Source organism: Ancylobacter oerskovii (genome assembly GCF_018390555.1).
Classification (GTDB): domain Bacteria; phylum Pseudomonadota; class Alphaproteobacteria; order Rhizobiales; family Xanthobacteraceae; genus Ancylobacter; species Ancylobacter oerskovii.
Window position 1 is genome coordinate 486,213 of record NZ_JAHBGB010000044.1, and the last position, 13,325, is coordinate 499,537.

Genomic DNA, 13,325 nt, shown 5'->3' on the forward strand with positions numbered 1-13,325 from the left:
CTCGTATTGACGGACGCGAAGTCAAAACCAACGTCGTCCGGTCAGAAAAGTTTCAGATGAGAAAATGATTCTGACGTTTCTTGTGGAGGCAATATTTCCATTACAAGGATAATGTCGAAATCATGGCTGCGTATTGATCTGGTCTCATGTAGAATTTGTGCCGTTCCTCTGGGGTTGCTAGGCGTAAAATGGGTCGGAAATGCGGATCGCTGCGCGATGATTTCCCCGATCTGCCCTGTGTGCTTGCCGCGCGGCGCGCCTTCCGGTCGTGCGCCGCCGCTCCGCCGCCATAATGCTGCCGGCCGGGTCGGGAATGGCTGAGCGCCTGACCGGAGATCCGCAGCATGGCGCCGTCCGCATGATCGCTGCCCCGTGCGTCGAGCTGGGCGCGCTGGATGCGCCTGTCCCGCCCGCCGCCCCGTCACGGCGAGGGATCGGCGCGGCGTGGCTTGCCGGCGCGCTGCTGCTGCATCTCGCGGTCCTCGCCCCGGCCGTGCGCATCGGCACTGCGCCGCCGCCGGCGCCGGGCGAGGGGCCGGCGGTGGAGACCGAGATCATCAGCGCCCGCGATTTCGACGGCCTGCGCAGCGGCGCCCCGCCGCCCGCTGTCGCGCAGCCCGCCGATCCGGCGCCATCCGTCCCGGAGGCGGCGGCCGACGCAACCCCTTCCGCCTCGCCCGCCGTCCATCCGCCGGCGACGGCGGCGCGGCCGGACGACATGATCCGGCCCGCCCGCATGCTGTCCGCGCGGCTGCTCGCCGATCCGCGCGGCCGGGCGACCCGCCGGGCCCTCGCCACGCTGGCGGATGAGGAGCGCGTCGCCCAGCTCTGCGACCTGGAAGCGATGGAGCAGATCCATGCGTGGCAACCGGCCTACCAGCCCGACCGGCTGGTGGACTATGCCCGCGCCGATACCCGCCAGCACGGCAACAGCCTCGTCGCCGGCGGCGGCGCCTTCCGCAGCGGCCGGAAATGGTACGAGGTGTCGTTCTCCTGCGACCTCGACGCCGGCCTGCGCGAGGTGGTGGGCTTCGCCTTCAAGGTCGGCGAGGCGATCCCGCGCCAGGAATGGACGGCCCTCAACCTGCCGGCGGTTCACTGATCGCCGAAGTTGAGCTCCACGCCGCATTCGGCGACGACACGCCGTCGAAGCTGCCGCATCAGTGCCTCCGCCACGTCGGAGGCGGTGCCCAGCGCGCGGCCGTCGAGCACCGTCGCCGGGCGGAGGAAGCGGACGCTGTTGGTGAGGAACACTGCCGTGGCGGCGTGGAGCTCGCCGGCAGCGAGCGGGCGCTCCTCCAGCGCCAGCCCGAGCGTCGGGGCGATGTCGCGCACCAGCCCCCGCATGATGCCGGGCAGGCAGCCCTCGGCGAGAGGCGGCGTCACCAGCCGGCCGCCGATCACCGCGAAAACATTGGCGATGGTGGTGCAGGCCACGCGTCCCTGCGTGTTGAGCAGCAGCGCGTCATCCGCTCCCGCCAGCGTCGCCTCGCGGGCGGCGAGGATTGCGTCGAGATAGCCGATGGCCTTGAGGTTGGCGGCTGGCGAGAATTCGTTGCGACGCCCGCGCGCGGTGACGAGCCGCGCCGGCTGGCCGAGCAGCGCCGGGTTCCACTGTGCCGTCGTCACGACCACCGTGGGTTCGCCGACGCTGGCGGGCCAGAGGCCGCGCGCCGCGATGCCCCGCGTCACCGTGGTGCGGAGGACGGCCGGAGCCGGGGACAGCGCCGCGTCGATCGCCGCCTCGACGCGTTCGCGCGGCACGGCGATGCCGATCCCGGCGCAGGCGGCGAGCAGCCGCGCGACATGGCGTTCGCGGGCGAAGACCACGCCGCCGAGGGCGAGCGCGGTGTCGAACACCCCGTCGCCGAGGGTGAAGCCGCGATCCTCGACGCTGACGGTCGCGGTCACGCGCGGCGCTCCTCGCCGCGGCCCACGCCCCAATAGAGCGAGGCGGCGGAAGGCCGGCCATCGCCGGGGTTCTCCTCCTCGCGGCTCCCGGTGGCGGAAAGCCCGGCAAGCCGCGCCGGATCGATGGCCGCCATCCCCGCCAGCCGCAGGAAATTGCCGATCAGCGTGTAGCCATGCTCGGTCAGCACCGATTCCGGGTGGAACTGCACGCCGTAGGTGGGGTGGTTGCGATGCGCGAGACCCATGATCTCGCCATCCGCGCTCCAGGCCGTCGCCTCCAGCGGTCCGGCGGGGTCGAGCTCCACCGCCAGCGAATGGTAGCGCCCGGCCGCGAAGGGCGAGGGCAGGCCGGCGAACACGTCGCTGCCGCGATGGGTGATGGCCGAGGGCCGCCCATGCATCGGCTCCCTCGCGCCGAGAACCCGCCCGCCCAGCGCCTGGGCGATGCACTGGTGGCCGAGGCAGATGCCGAGGATCGGCACGCGCCCGGAGAGCTGCCGGATCGCTTCCAGCGAGACGCCCGCCTCGTTGGGGGCGCAGGGGCCGGGCGAGATCACCAGCGCCTCGATATCGGCGCGGGCAGCCAGCGTCGCGGCGTCCACCGCGTCGTTGCGCAGCACCTCCACCTCGGCGCCGAGCTCGACGAGATAGCGCGCCACGTTGAAGGCGAAGCTGTCGTAATTGTCGATAAGGACGATCATGTCATCGCTCCCGCCTCATCGCTCCGCCGGCCGGAAGGCACGGAAGATGCGCTCGGCCTTGGTCAGGCTCTCGCGATATTCCGCCGCCGGGTCGGAGAGCAGGGTGATGCCGCCGCCGACCCCGAAATGGGCCTCGCCCTTCTCCAGCGTCACGGTGCGGATGGCGATGTTGAGGTCCACCGTGCCGTCGAAGCCGAGATAGCCGATCGCGCCGCAATAGACCCCGCGCGGGCGGCCTTCCAGCTCGCGGATGATCTCCATGGCGCGGATCTTCGGCGCGCCAGTGATCGAGCCGCCGGGAAAGGAGGCGGCGATCAGGTCGAGCCCGTCCCGTCCCTCCTTCAGCGTGCCCGTCACCACCGAGACCAGATGATGCACATTGGCATAGGTCTCCAGCCCGCACAGCCGCGGCACCCGCACCGTGCCCGGCCGGCACACCCGCGAGAGATCGTTGCGCAGCAGGTCGACGATCATCACGTTCTCGGCGCGGTCCTTCTCGCTGGCGACCAGTTCGCGGCCGCGAAAGGCGTCGAGCGTCGGCTCCACCGAGCGCGGCAGCGTGCCCTTGATCGGCCGGGTCTCGACCTCCCTCCCGCGCAGGGTGAGGAAGCGCTCCGGCGAGGAGGAGGCGACGGCGCGGCCCTCGCTGAGGATCAGCGCCGCGAAGGTGGCGGGATTGGCGTTGCGCAGCCGCTCGTGGACGGCGAGCGGGTCGACCGGGCCGATGGCGGCGCGGAACTGCTGGGTGAAGTTGGCCTGGAAGATGTCGCCGGCGCGGATATAGGCGATCACCTGCGCCACCGCGGCCTCGTAGCGCCCGGCGTCGAAATTCGATGTCCAGGCGGCGGGCGGCAAGGCGGTGTCGAGCGCCGGCAGTGGCGCGGCGAGCGCGGCGCTCATCTGCGCCATGCGCTCGCGGGCGCGGGCCAGCCGCGCCTGCGGCTCGGCTTCCGGCCAGCCGGTGGAGATCAGATAGGCCCGTCGGGTGGCGCCGTCGAAGGCCAGCACCACGTCGTAGAAGCCGAGGTCGATCTCCGGTCCTTCGCCCGGCTCGGGATGCGGTGTCGGGAAACGGTCGAACAGCCGGCCGGCCTCATAGGCGAAGGTGCCGATGGCGCCGCCCTGGAAGGGGGCGTCGCAGGGCAGGGCAGCCTGCGCATGACGCGCGAGCCGGCGGCGCAGCGCCTTGATGGGCGGGCCGTCCTCGGCTTTGCCGTTCCAGAAGGCGGTGCCGCCCTCGACGCGAAAGCGGCCGAACGGGTCCGCCGCCACGAAGGACCACCGCCCCAGCTGCGGATGGCCCATGGCGCTGTCGAGAAAGGCCAGCCCGTCGAACGCGGCCGCCAGCCGCCGGGCGGCGTGCCAGGGATCGGTATGGTCGATCGAGACGACGAGGGGAGGCGGCTCCTGAATCATGAGGGGAATATGGGGCGAACCCGCCCGACTTCCTAGCCGGCGGCTTTGGGGGATGCCCTTTGGTCGCAATTGGTGTTCTAATGCATCAGTGGCGCAAACATGTTGAGAATAGGCCAAAAGCCGGCTTGACGATGAGGCGGTCGGATGATGGCCTAGCCGCAACCGAAAAAGGCGTTGCCGGGCAGGGACGGCGCCGACCATAAAAACGCACCCAATAACCGTTTCTGGAGGAACGCCACGATGAAATGGAAGACCGTCGCCGCGGGTGTTGCGGCTCTCGCCCTGGGTCTGATGCCGCTCGCCGGCGCGAAGGCGCAGGATTATCCCACCCGCGCCATCTCGATGATCGTGCCGTTCGCGGCCGGTGGGCCCACCGATACCGTTGCCCGCCTCATCGCCGAATCCATGTCGCGCACCCTCGGCCAGCAGATCGTGGTGGAGAATGTCGGCGGCGCCGGCGGCACCCGCGGCGCCGGGCAGGTCGCGAAGGCGACGCCGGACGGCTACACCGTGCTGCTGCACCATATCGGCCAGGCGACCTCGGCGACGCTCTACCGCAAGCTGCCCTACAACGTGCTCACCGATTTCGAGGAGGTCGGCCTCGTCACCGACGTGCCGATGACGATGATCGCCAAGGCCTCGCTGGAGCCCAAGGACGTCGCCGCCCTCGTCGCCTATGTGAAGCAGAACAAGGACAAGGTGATCTACGGCAATGCCGGTGTCGGCTCGGCGTCGCATCTGTGCGGCATGCTGTTCATGTCGGCGCTGGGCACCCAGATGACCACCGTGCCCTACCAAGGCACCGGCCCGGCGATGAACGACCTCGTCGGCGGGCAGATCGACCTGATGTGCGACCAGACCACCAACACCACCGGCCAGATCAAGGCGGGCAAGGTGAAGGCCTATGCCGTGACCACCAAGGAGCGCCTGAAGGCGCTGCCCGATGTCCCCACCATGCAGGAAGGCGGGGTGAAGGACTTCGAGATCGCGGTGTGGCACGGCATGTACGCCCCGAAGGGCACGCCGCCGGCGGTCGTCGCCAAGCTCAATGCGGCGCTGAAGCAGGCGCTGCAGGATCCCAAGGTCATCGCCCGCTTCGCCGATCTCGGTACCGAGCCGGTGTCGCAGGAGCGCGCCACGCCGGAGGTGCACAAGGCCTTCGTCGCCTCGGAAGTGGCGAAGTGGAAGCCCGTCATCGAGCAGGCCGGCGTCTTCGCCGACTGATCCGCCTCTTTCCTGAAACGCCGTTCCCGTTCGACCTCCTTCCCCTGGGGTAGGTGGCCGGACGGGTGCAGCCTCTTCTCATCGCGAGGTTCGCATGGGTCGCTTTATCCGAAGCCCGAAGGACGTCGGCACCGGCCTCCTGCTCATTGCCCTGGCCGCCTGGTTCGCATGGCTCGGCTCCGATCTGCCGATCGGTCGGGCGATCCGAATGGGGCCGGGCTACTTCCCGCTGGTCCTGTGCGGCATTCTGGCCGCACTTGGCCTCATCGTACTTCTCACCGGCCTCGCCTTCGGCGGTGACGCGGAAGCCGACGACGAAGCGCAGCGGATCGCCGTGCCGTGGCGGGGCATCCTGCTCGTGACCCTCTCGGTGGTGGTATTCGGGCTTGCCGTGGCTCCGCTGGGGCTCGGCCCGGCAATGGGCCTCGCGGTCTTCATCTCCTCGGCCGCGAGCCGGCGCTTCTCGCTTCCGGGCGGCGCGCTCATGGCGATCATCATGGTCGCCTTCGCCTGGGCGGTGTTCATCAAGGGCCTCGGCCTGCCGCTCCCCATGCTCGGCCCCTGGCTCGGCGGCTATTGATCGGAGAGTTAAGTCTATGGAAATCTTCGATCATCTGGCGCTGGGCTTCTCGGTCGCCTTCACCTTCCAGAACCTGTTCTACTGCTTCATCGGCGTGCTGCTGGGCACGCTGATCGGCGTGCTGCCCGGCCTCGGCCCGGTGCCGACCATCGCCATGCTGCTGCCGATCACCTTCGGCCTGCCGCCGGTCTCGGCGCTGATCATGCTCGCCGGCATCTATTACGGCGCGCAATATGGCGGCTCGACCACCGCCATCCTGATCAACCTGCCGGGCGAGAGCTCCTCGGTGGTCACCGCCATCGATGGCTACCAGATGGCACGGCAAGGGCGCGCGGGGGCGGCGCTGGCCACCGCGGCGCTCGGCTCCTTCTTCGCCGGCTCGGTCGCCACCTTCCTGCTCGCCGTCTTCGCCCCGCCGCTGGCCGACATCGCGCTGAAATTCGGCCCGCCGGAATATTTTTCGCTGATGGTTCTAGGGCTTGTGGCGTCGGTCTCGCTGGCGTCGGGCTCGGTGATCAAGGCGCTGGCGATGGTGGTGCTGGGTATCCTGCTCGGCCTGTCCGGTCAGGACGTCTATACCGGCACGCCGCGCTTCACCTTCGATATCGTGGAACTGGCTGACGGCATCGAGTTCGTGGCGCTCGCCATGGGCCTGTTCGGCCTGGTCGAGATCATCCGCAACCTCGAGGACGAGCACACCCGCACCGTCATGGTGCAGAAGGTGCAGGGCCTCATGCTGTCCAGGGACGACATCAAGCGCATCATCGCTCCGGTGCTGCGCGGGACGGTGCTGGGCTCCTTCCTCGGCATCCTGCCGGGCGGGGGCGCCATGCTGTCCTCCTTCGCCTCCTATTCGATCGAGAAGCGGGTCTCGAAGGATCCGCGGCAGTTCGGCAAGGGAGCCATCGAGGGAGTCGCCGGGCCGGAAAGCGCCAACAATGCCGGCGCGCAGACCTCGTTCATCCCCATGCTGACGCTCGGTATCCCGTCCAACCCGGTGATGGCGCTGATGATCGGCGCGCTGATCATCCAGGGCATCGTGCCGGGCCCCAATGTGGTGAACGAGCAGCCGAATCTGTTCTGGGGCATCATCGCCTCCATGTGGATCGGCAATTTCATGCTGGTGGTGCTGAACCTGCCGCTGATCGGCATCTGGGTGCGGCTGCTGACGGTGCCGTACCACATCCTGTTCCCGCTGATCATCGGCTTCTGCTGCATCGGCGTCTACAGCGTGAACAACAACGTCTACGACGTCTATGCGATGGCGCTGTTCGGCGTGGTTGGCTACCTGCTCGTGAAGCTGGAATGCGAGCCGGCGCCGTTGCTTCTGGGCTTCATCATCGGGCCGATGCTGGAGGAATATCTCCGCCGCGCCATGCTGATTTCCCGCGGCGATCCGAGCGTGTTCGTCACCCGCCCGCTTTCGGCGGTAATGCTTGGCATTGCGGTGCTGGCGTTGGCGGTGGTGCTGCTGCCTTCGGTGCGCAAGAAGCGCGAAGAAGCATTTAAGGAGTGAAAAAATTGCCCGGGCCCATAGACAGGCCCGGGCAGCTTTGGTACACGACCGCCGCTCGCGAGGGAAATGTCCTCGCCGAAGCAACCCGGTCGGGCGCATAGCTCAGTTGGTAGAGCAGCTGACTCTTAATCAGCGGGTCCAAGGTTCGAGCCCTTGTGCGCCCACCACTCTTCAAGAGTGGATCTTTCCGACCGGTTCGTTGCCGAGCGCCAAATCTCATCAGGATTGGATGCGGCGATATCGCTGGTGCGATTCGACGATCTTTCTCCGTCCCCGCCGGGCCCGCCGCGCCGCTAGAGCATGGGCGCTCCGCCGGTGACGGCGATGGTGGCGCCGGAGACGTAGCTCGACAGCGGGTCCGCCAGCATGACATAGGCCGTGGCCAGCTCGGCCGGCTGGCCGGGCCGCTTCATCGGCACCTGTTCGCCGAAATGCGCCACCTTCTCAGCCGACATGGTGGAGGGAATCAGCGGCGTCCAGATCGGGCCGGGCGCCACCGCATTGGCGCGGATGCCCTTCTCCGCGAGCATCTGCGCCAGACCGGCGGTGAAATTCTGGATCGCCCCCTTGGTGGTCGCATAGGCGAGCAGCGACGGATTCGGCTTGTCGGAATTGATCGAGGCGGTGTTGATGATGGCACTGCCCGGCTTCATGTGAGGCACCGCCGCCTTGCTGATGTAGAACATCGCATGGATGTTGACCCGGAACGTCAGCTCCCATTCCTCGTCGCTGATATCGCCGATTTCCGCGAAGGTCGCCTGGTGCGCAGCGTTATTGACGAGGATGTCGATGCCGCCCAACTGCGCCATGGCTTCCTCCACGATGTGGCGGCAATGCGCGGCATACTGGATGTCGCCGGGAAGAAGCACGGCCTTGCGCCCGGCACCGCGCACCAATTCGGCGGTTTCGGCGGCGTCCTCGTCTTCCTCCAGATAGGAGATCAGCACATCCGCCCCCTCGCGGGCATAGGCGATGGCGACGGCGCGGCCGATGCCGCTATCCGCGCCGGTGATGATCGCCTTCTTGCCGAGGAGGCGACCGGAACCGCGATAGGTCCATTCCCCATGGTCGGGACGTGGCTTCATCGCTTCGGTACGGCCCGGCATGGGCTGACGCTGTTCGGGAAAGGGCGGCTCGGGACGATTGTCCAGCATGGTCAGGCCTCCTGATCCTTGAAGGGCGGAATCCAACGGCCAACCGTCTGCGATGCCGATGGTTCCCATGCGAGGGAACTCGCCCCGGCGCCGTCGGTTCTCGCCCCAAGGACGAGTGACGAGGGCAGGCGATGACCCGATCTTCCCGCACGCGACACCATGACGGGCCGGGCGCTATCCGCATCGGCGTTTCCGGCTGGACCTATGCTCCCTGGCGCGGCCATTTCTACCCGCAGGGGTTGGTGCAGAAAAAGGAGCTCGCCTATGCGGCCGGGCAGTTTCCGGCGCTGGAGATCAACGGCACCTTCTATGGCTTGCAGAAACCGGATGTCTTTGCGCGCTGGGCGGACGAGACGCCGGAGGATTTCGTCTTCACGGTGAAGGGCTCGCGCTACATCACCCATACCCTCAGACTGAGGGAGGCCGAGGTGCCGCTCGCCAATTTCCTCGCCTCCGGCGTCTTGAGGCTCGGGCGGAAGCTCGGGCCGCTGCTCTGGCAATTGCCGCCGAGCTTCGCCTTCGATCGGGAACGGATGGAGGCGTTTCTGGCGCTGCTGCCGAAGGACACCGAGGCGGCGGCCACGCTTGCCCGGCGCCACGATGCCCGCCTCGAGGGGAGGGACTGGGCGCGGACCGATGCTCACCGCCCGTTGCGGCACGCGGTGGAAATCCGCCATGACAGCTTCCGCGATCCGGCATTCATCGCGCTGTTGCGGCGGCATGGAGTGGCGCTGGTTTGCGCGGATACGGTGAAGTGGCCGAGGCTGATGGATCTCACCTCCGACTTCGTCTATTGCCGCCTGCATGGCTCTACCGAGCTTTATCGTTCCGGCTATGACGGCAAGGATCTGCGGCGCTGGGCCGAGCGCGTCGCGGCATGGTCGCGTGGCCGCGAGATGCCGGACGGTGAATTCGCGGGCAAGGCTGGGGCGCCTCACCAACCGCGCGATGTCTTCCTGTTCTTCGACAATACCGACAAGCGCCATGCGCCCGCGAACGCCAGGACCCTGATGGAACTCCTGCACGTGGACTGGCAGGGAGATTCCGGCCGGTCGGCGGCGTGAGGGGCGGGAACCACGCCCTGCGCCCGACGTTCGGCTTGAGGGGGAGCGAACAAGGGAGCGTTCCATGCCGGACATTCACGATGCCCGCATCCTCATCATCTCCGCGAACGGCTTCGAGCAATCGGAACTGACGGTTCCGCGCGACGACCTGCGTGCCGCCGGCGCGCGCGTCGAGGTGGCAAGCCCCGACGGACAACCGATCCGCGGCTGGAAGGGAAAGGACTGGGCCGATACGGTGGAGGTCGATCTGTCGCTGACGGCGGTGCGGCCACAGGATTACGACGCACTGGTCATCCCCGGCGGGCAGATCAACCCGGATCTGCTGCGGGTGGACGCGAACGCGATGAAGATCGTCAGGAGTTTCCTCGACAGCGGCAAGGTCGTGGCCGCGATCTGCCACGGGCCGTGGGTTCTAGTAGAGGCGGATGCCGTGCGCGGGCGCACCGTGACGTCCTACGCCTCGATCCGCACCGATGTGAGGAATGCGGGGGGGAGGTGGGTCGACCGCGAGGTTGCGGCCGATCAGGGCATCGTCACCAGCCGTTCGCCGGCCGATCTCAAGGCCTTCGTCGCCAAGATCGTCGAGGAAATCCGGGAAGGCCGCCATGATCGGCGGAGGGTGGCGTGACGTCCGAACGGGGGCGGGTGGGGCGGGATTTCGCGTCGCTCGGCGACCTGAACGAGGCCCTGCGGGCGGCGCTGTCGCCCGGCCCCGGCATCGGCCGGGTGGTGGCGGGCGAGGGGCCGGCCCCCGCCTCTGTCGCCTTTGTGGGCGAGCAGCCCGGCGACGAGGAAGACCGCCAGGGGCGCCCTTTTGTCGGCCCGGCCGGCCGCCTTTTCGATCGCGCGCTCGGCGAGGCGGGCATCGACCGGCGCCGCATCTATGTGACTAACGCCGTGAAGCGCTTCAATTTTCTGGAACGCGGCAAGCGCCGGCTGCACCGCAAGCCGACGGCCGGCGAGGTGTCGCATGAGCGCTGGTGGCTGGAGCGGGAGCTCGAACTGGTGGAACCGCGCCTGGTGGTCGCGCTCGGCGCCACCGCCGGGCAGGCGCTGGCGGGACGGCGGGTGGCGGTGACGCGCGAGCGGGGGCCGCTCGCCTTCGGGCCGTGGCGGGGCTACCTCACCGTGCACCCCTCCTATTTGCTGCGGATACCCGACGAGGCGGCGAAGCAGGAGGCCCATGCCGCCTTCGTCGCCGACCTCGTCGCGGTGCGCCAGCTGGCCGGGCCGCTGGGCGGCGGCCGGTACGATGAGGTGGAGGATGGGAACGATATGCCGGCCCCGTAGGCCGATCGGGCCGATTCACGACGAACCGCGCGCGCCCAGCACCATTTCCCGGAACCAGCCGAGCAGCAGGGTCGAATAGGCCTCGCGGAATTCCTTCTCGGAGAGCGCGTGGTCGGCGCCCTCGATCACCCGGTAGGTGAGCGACCGGGCGTTGCGGAAGGCGGCGACGTAATTGGCGACCGTGGTGTGGGGGACGAGGTCGTCATGCTCGGATTCGATCGCCAGCACGTCGCCCTCGAAGCGGGAGCAGGCGGCGAGCGCGCGGTTGTCGTCCGGCCCCACCTGCGAGTTGCGGTAGGTGGTGAGGTCGAGCCGGTCGAGCTGCCCCTTGGCCAGCGCCCAATGCTCGTCGCGATAGAGGGCGGGCACCCGCAGCGACAGCCAGCGGACCGGGCGGAACGAGGAGAGGATGGTGGCGAGATAGGCGCCATAGCTGGAGCCGATCACCGCCATCGATTTCCGGTCGACGAGGGGATGGCCGGCGAGCGCGTCATAGGCGGCCACCGCATCGTGCAGGTTCTGCCGCGGGGTGACGCTCATGCGCATCGCCTCGGTGGCGGCATGGCCGCGCAGGTCGAAGGTCAGGCAGACGCAGCCGAGCTCGGCGATGGCCTTGGCGCGCTTGAGGTCGCCCTGCTGGCTGCCGGTCCAGCCATGCAGGAACAGCACGCCGGGCACCCCGGTGCGCGGCACGGCAAAGGTGCCGTCGATGTGTTCGCCATCGACGGCGATGCAGATCTTCTCATGATGCACGGTAGCGGGCCTCGATGGTGGCGTATTTGAGCAGCGGGCCGACCACGGGATCGTCGCCCTGGTAGTAGACGAAGCTGTCGTCCGGCAGGTCGCCGGCGCGCCGGCCGATGGCGCCGTAGCGCTCGGTGCAGGAGGTGCGCACGGCGACGAGGTCGGGCTCGTCGTGGAAGGCCTCGAAGGCGGCGATCTCCGCCCCCGAGGCCCCGCCGATGCGCCAGGATTGCTCGAGCACGCCGATGCGCGGCTTGCCGCGCGCGTCGCGGCCGGCGATGACGTCGTAATTGCGCCGGGAGGCGATCAGGCCCGGGAAATGCTGCATCGCCGCGCCGTCATAGACGAGCGCGCATTCCACGGCGCGGCGCGCCGTGGCGTCGAGCTCGAGGGCGAGCAGCGCCTCAAGATCGCCGGGCACCACGGTGAGCGTCGAGCCGCCATAGGCCGCGACGCCGGCATTGTCCCGGGTCGTGCTCTGCTGCCCGACATAGGACAGGATGGTGTCGTCGATACGCACCCGGCCGATGCTGAAGGTGACGGCGTCCGACAGATCCTCCTCCAGCACCACTCCCTGCTCGGCCAGCAGATCCCGCTCCAGTGCCGCGAGGGCGGCCTCGCAGGCCACGGCATCGGCGACGATCGCCTGTTCGCGGCCGCCATCCGACCAGCCGGGCTTCACCCGCAGCGGGCCGCGCGGCAGCAGGAGGCCGGCGGCACGGCGGGCGGCATCGATGTCGAAGGCGGAAAAGCCGGCGGGCACCACCTCGCGGACGGCGAGGCCGAAAGCGTTCGACCAGCCTTCCGGCCGCGTGGCGTCGTCGTCGGGCAGGGGGTGGGTGATCGCCTTGCCGGCCTGCACGGCATAAGGCACCAGGCCGCCGAAGAAATCGCGCTCGCTCTCGATGCCGAGCCGCGCCGCGAATTCCCCGCCCACCAGGGTCTCGACCGGAACGGCGTAGACGCGCAGCTGCGCCATGCCACCCTCGGACAGCGTGAGGATGGGGCTGCCGCGCAGGCTGGCGATGCGGCGCGCCAGCGCCTCCACCGCCTGATGGCGATGGCCGAGCATGTCGCCCGGCTCGGCTACCAGCGCGACCGCGGCACCGGTCGGCCGGGCGACGGGACGGTTCGAGAGCGGCAATCCTTCGAGAGAACCCATGCGCGGTTTCCTTCCTCGCAGCGGCAAACGAACTGCCGGATCAACCGGCCGGGCTCCATCCGGGTTCCCTCTCGTCACGAAGCTTTGGCAGCCGGCCGGGCGGCCCCGGCCTCGCATGAATGCGGCCGCCCCGATCCGCAGATCGGGACGGCCGCCGCTCGTGTCAGGCCTCGTCAAGGCGACTAGCGCTGGCCGCCCTTGTGGCCGGCCTCACGCGCCCGTTCCTTGTCATTGGCGAAATTGCCGGGGTTGCCGTGCTGGCCACCCTGCTGGCGCGGCTCGCCGCCCGACTGGGCGTGCTGCTGGCCGCCGTGGGAGTGTTCACCGCCCTTGCGGCCGGCTTCGCTGGCGCGTTCACGATCCTCGGCAAAATTGCCGGAACCGCCACGATGTTGCGTGTTCGCCATATCGAATTCTCCTGTCGGATTTCGCCCCCCTGTCGAACCAACCGATCAGGATGGAGCCTGTTCCAAGGTAAAATCGGCAGGAGCCGAGGCCGCCTGGGCAGGCTTTCGACGGCGTCGTGCCGCCCTGGCGCGCCTGCCTCGAACCCTCGGGCCCGG

At 68.8% G+C, this 13,325-nt stretch carries 12 protein-coding genes, 1 tRNA gene and 2 pseudogenes; 8 read left to right on the forward strand and 7 right to left on the reverse strand.

Translation table 11 applies throughout. From position 1 onward, the window contains the following. Positions 1-358: 358 nt before the first annotated feature. Complete coding sequence (locus KHC19_RS26050; RefSeq protein ID WP_246549415.1) at positions 359-1,102, forward strand: DUF930 domain-containing protein; 744 nt, start codon at positions 359-361, stop codon at positions 1,100-1,102. On the opposite strand, the gene KHC19_RS23245 is transcribed toward KHC19_RS26050, so the two are convergent. The 3 genes and pseudogenes from KHC19_RS23245 to pabB form a co-directional block, all read right to left on the reverse strand. Continuing rightward, complete coding sequence (locus tag KHC19_RS23245) at positions 1,096-1,911, reverse strand: aminotransferase class IV (protein ID WP_213355862.1); 816 nt, start codon at positions 1,909-1,911, stop codon at positions 1,096-1,098. The genes KHC19_RS26050 and KHC19_RS23245 overlap by 7 nt on opposite strands. A 137-nt stretch (positions 1,912-2,048) precedes the next feature. Then, positions 2,049-2,612 (reverse strand): annotated as a pseudogene (locus tag KHC19_RS23250) (anthranilate synthase component II); the annotation flags it as partial. Positions 2,613-2,627: 15 nt separating this feature from the next. After that, positions 2,628-4,028 (reverse strand): aminodeoxychorismate synthase component I, encoded by a 1,401-nt coding sequence (gene pabB / locus KHC19_RS23255; protein ID WP_213355866.1) that lies wholly within the window; start codon positions 4,026-4,028, stop codon positions 2,628-2,630. A 240-nt stretch (positions 4,029-4,268) separates the two neighbouring features. Between pabB and KHC19_RS23260 the strand changes: the two genes are divergently transcribed. From KHC19_RS23260 to KHC19_RS23275, 4 genes are all read left to right on the forward strand, one after another. After that, the gene (locus tag KHC19_RS23260; protein WP_213355867.1) at positions 4,269-5,252 is read left to right on the forward strand and encodes a tripartite tricarboxylate transporter substrate binding protein BugD; all 984 of its coding nucleotides are present in this window, start codon (positions 4,269-4,271) and stop codon (positions 5,250-5,252) included. Between the two features lie 94 nt (positions 5,253-5,346). After that, a complete protein-coding gene (locus KHC19_RS23265; RefSeq protein ID WP_213355868.1) occupies positions 5,347-5,832 on the forward strand; it encodes a tripartite tricarboxylate transporter TctB family protein in 486 nt (161 codons plus the stop codon). 16 nt (positions 5,833-5,848) lie between these two features. After that, positions 5,849-7,348, forward strand: coding sequence for a tripartite tricarboxylate transporter permease (locus KHC19_RS23270; protein WP_213355870.1), 1,500 nt, complete (start codon positions 5,849-5,851; stop codon positions 7,346-7,348). A gap of 91 nt (positions 7,349-7,439) precedes the next feature. Continuing rightward, a tRNA-Lys gene (locus tag KHC19_RS23275) sits at positions 7,440-7,515 on the forward strand. A gap of 126 nt (positions 7,516-7,641) precedes the next feature. Here KHC19_RS23275 and KHC19_RS23280 read toward each other — a convergent pair. Further along, positions 7,642-8,502, reverse strand: a complete 861-nt coding sequence (locus KHC19_RS23280; RefSeq protein ID WP_213355871.1) for an SDR family oxidoreductase — start codon at positions 8,500-8,502, stop codon at positions 7,642-7,644. 131 nt (positions 8,503-8,633) lie between these two features. On the opposite strand from KHC19_RS23280, the gene KHC19_RS23285 reads away from it, so the two are divergent. From KHC19_RS23285 to KHC19_RS23295, 3 genes and pseudogenes are all read left to right on the forward strand, one after another. Next, positions 8,634-9,566 carry a DUF72 domain-containing protein gene (locus KHC19_RS23285; RefSeq protein WP_213355872.1) on the forward strand — a complete coding sequence of 311 codons (933 nt, stop codon included), beginning with the start codon at positions 8,634-8,636 and terminating at the stop codon, positions 9,564-9,566. Between the two features lie 64 nt (positions 9,567-9,630). Next, positions 9,631-10,194, forward strand: coding sequence for a type 1 glutamine amidotransferase domain-containing protein (locus KHC19_RS23290; RefSeq protein WP_213355874.1), 564 nt, complete (start codon positions 9,631-9,633; stop codon positions 10,192-10,194). A 44-nt stretch (positions 10,195-10,238) separates the two neighbouring features. Next, positions 10,239-10,856, forward strand: a pseudogene (locus KHC19_RS23295) (UdgX family uracil-DNA binding protein); the annotation flags it as partial. A gap of 15 nt (positions 10,857-10,871) precedes the next feature. Here the strand turns inward: KHC19_RS23295 and KHC19_RS23300 are convergent. The 3 genes from KHC19_RS23300 to KHC19_RS23310 all read right to left on the reverse strand — a co-directional run bounded on the left by KHC19_RS23300 (position 10,872) and on the right by KHC19_RS23310 (position 13,169). Continuing rightward, positions 10,872-11,609, reverse strand: coding sequence for an alpha/beta hydrolase family protein (locus tag KHC19_RS23300; RefSeq protein WP_213355877.1), 738 nt, complete (start codon positions 11,607-11,609; stop codon positions 10,872-10,874). Then, on the reverse strand, positions 11,599-12,762 hold the full coding sequence (locus KHC19_RS23305) for a DUF3182 family protein (protein ID WP_213355881.1): 1,164 nt from the start codon (positions 12,760-12,762) through the stop codon (positions 11,599-11,601). The genes KHC19_RS23300 and KHC19_RS23305 overlap by 11 nt, the downstream gene beginning before the upstream one ends. A 182-nt stretch (positions 12,763-12,944) precedes the next feature. Next, on the reverse strand, positions 12,945-13,169 hold the full coding sequence (locus KHC19_RS23310; protein ID WP_213355882.1) for a con-10 family general stress protein: 225 nt from the start codon (positions 13,167-13,169) through the stop codon (positions 12,945-12,947). Positions 13,170-13,325 lie beyond the last annotated feature (156 nt).

Excerpts from the sequence above, each read along its gene's own strand:
- KHC19_RS23260 (WP_213355867.1), top strand. The coding sequence starts at position 4,269 with ATGAAATGGAAGACCGTCGCCGCGGGTGTTGCGGCTCTCGCCCTGGGT.
- KHC19_RS23310 (WP_213355882.1), bottom strand. The coding sequence starts at position 13,169 with ATGGCGAACACGCAACATCGTGGCGGTTCCGGCAATTTTGCCGAGGAT.
- KHC19_RS23285 (WP_213355872.1), top strand. The coding sequence starts at position 8,634 with ATGACCCGATCTTCCCGCACGCGACACCATGACGGGCCGGGCGCTATC.
- KHC19_RS23290 (WP_213355874.1), top strand. The coding sequence starts at position 9,631 with ATGCCGGACATTCACGATGCCCGCATCCTCATCATCTCCGCGAACGGC.
- KHC19_RS26050 (WP_246549415.1), top strand. The coding sequence starts at position 359 with ATGATCGCTGCCCCGTGCGTCGAGCTGGGCGCGCTGGATGCGCCTGTC.
- KHC19_RS23270 (WP_213355870.1), top strand. The coding sequence starts at position 5,849 with ATGGAAATCTTCGATCATCTGGCGCTGGGCTTCTCGGTCGCCTTCACC.
- pabB (WP_213355866.1), bottom strand. The coding sequence starts at position 4,028 with ATGATTCAGGAGCCGCCTCCCCTCGTCGTCTCGATCGACCATACCGAT.
- KHC19_RS23305 (WP_213355881.1), bottom strand. The coding sequence starts at position 12,762 with ATGGGTTCTCTCGAAGGATTGCCGCTCTCGAACCGTCCCGTCGCCCGG.
- KHC19_RS23265 (WP_213355868.1), top strand. The coding sequence starts at position 5,347 with ATGGGTCGCTTTATCCGAAGCCCGAAGGACGTCGGCACCGGCCTCCTG.
- KHC19_RS23280 (WP_213355871.1), bottom strand. The coding sequence starts at position 8,502 with ATGCTGGACAATCGTCCCGAGCCGCCCTTTCCCGAACAGCGTCAGCCC.